1 protein-coding gene is annotated in these 1945 nt (G+C 57.4%); it reads left to right on the forward strand.

Features of this window, described 5'->3' with window-relative positions:
* Positions 1-1257, forward strand: a 1257-nt coding sequence (locus AWB76_RS38540) for a colicin E3/pyocin S6 family cytotoxin (protein WP_208606667.1), incomplete at its 5' end; no start/stop codon positions are given.
* Positions 1258-1945 lie beyond the last annotated feature (688 nt).

The raw sequence follows: 1945 nt of genomic DNA on the forward strand, positions 1-1945 counted from the left end.
AACGATCTCAACAACGGCACGCTCGAAGAGACGGCGAAGCAAAACAACAGCCTCGGCAAAGCGGCGCAACGGCTGCTGGCGCGCATCGACGAACGCGCGCCGGCGACGCCCGCGGCGCAGCCGTCGCCCGACACGGCGATGCCGGGTGCGCCCACAGCCAATGCAGATTCTGCCTCGACGAGCAGTGCGAGCGATGCACGAGCAGAGCCGGCGGCCGGGGACAAGCGTGGCTATACGGATGATGTGTACGCGCAGTTGGTCGATGCCTTTGGCCGCGCCGATGGCGTGAGTTCGTCTGGCTCGACCGGGGGCATGATGTTCGCGGGTCCGGGCGCGCCGTCGAGCGACTTTCAGTTGCCGACGGTATTTGTGACCCCTGACTCGGCGAAACTTCACCCGCAGTTTGTGACTCCTGAAGGTGCATCCACCGGCCTGGCTTACGGTCCTGGCTATAATGGCGCGCTTTCCGGATTGACGGTCGCCCCCGCTGGCTTCGGAAACGACGTTGATTTGAATGCAGCCGCGTTCAGGGTGCCGACGACCGGTACAGGCAAGTCGTCGTGGGACGCGTTGACGCAGCAGGCCGATGCGCGAATCGCGGACGGGACGTATGACCGGTTTTCGGACATGGGTCATGCGATCACCGATCCGGGCTCGTTCGGCGATCGACTTAAGCGGTTAGCTCACGCAGCCACCTATACGCGCCCCGACGCTGACGAACAAACCGCGGCGGCTTTGAGCCCGCCGCCGATGAGCACTGGCGATGCTGCGATAGATAGCATGCGTAGTTCGCCTTTCGCGGGAATGGCGGGTGGCATTGCGTACGAGCTTGGCGGCACTGATACGGACGCGCTATACGCGTCGCAGGCGGCGGGCAGCCTCGGCGGCGTGGCTGCAAGCGTTGCTGGATATCAATTACCGAAGGCGCTGCAAGCGGAAAGTCGAGCGTCCGTTTCGCGCAGCAATGCTAAAGTCCGTGTCGCGCCGGTTGACGTTGGGACACTTGAGGAGCCTGCGGGGAGTGCGGACAATGCTCGTCAAACTAACCCACCGAAGGCGGAGAGTCCTATTTGGCGAGGTTTCAAGAATGCTAAGAACGGGGTAAAGACCGACGGGACACGGTTATTTCAATGGGATCACGATCATGACGATATTGAGGTTTACAACAAACGCCTCGTGCATATGGGTTCAATGGACCCGGTGACTGGCCTAATTTATAAACCGCCCGTTCCTGGTCGAAGGCTTAAAAACTGGTAATGCCATGAAAAAGCGTGAAATACTGCAAGAACTGATTGAAGGTCTGATCACTGATGCACAGGCTGAAGAATTTCTCAATGAAATCTTGGAGGATGTGGATAGGACTATTCATGTGCATGATCTCTTAGGTATGTCTATATACGAATGGACCGCATATGTACACGGAGTCGGGCTCCATGAACTCGCGAGTTGGCGTGCTCATGGATGGCCAAACCGGTGTTTTGTCTGCGGGCAGCTAGTCCATGTTGAGAACGCTGGATGGCTGGCTCGAGAACATGATGGCCGAATGCATCTGAGGCATGTTGTTTGTCTGAACGAAAGTTGAAGAAGTGGCCTGACTTAATTCAACGATGTTGATCGAATTAAAAAGGATGGTTCGTCGTGAAAATGACGGAATCGTCCGTATCTGTCGTCAGTGATCGGGTTTGAAGCCTGCCTGTTCAAGCCAGCGGCCCATCAGTCGGATATGCGTTACGCTGCGCTCGTCGGCGTCACAGTCGATCGAGCATAGAGAACTTCGTTGTTGCTTTGAGAATTGCATCGGCCGTATCCGCTCTTCCAGAATTCGCAGTGCTAAGCGGGCCGTGAGTGTAATCGCACTCACGGCCCGAGTTCCGTTTACGGGTCATCGTTCCGTCTGACCGCCACGCCGCCAGCAACAAACGCCCGAAACGAACACAACAACCCA

Origin of the sequence: Caballeronia temeraria (genome assembly GCF_001544795.2) — a bacterium.
Taxonomy (GTDB): Bacteria; Pseudomonadota; Gammaproteobacteria; order Burkholderiales; family Burkholderiaceae; genus Caballeronia; species Caballeronia temeraria.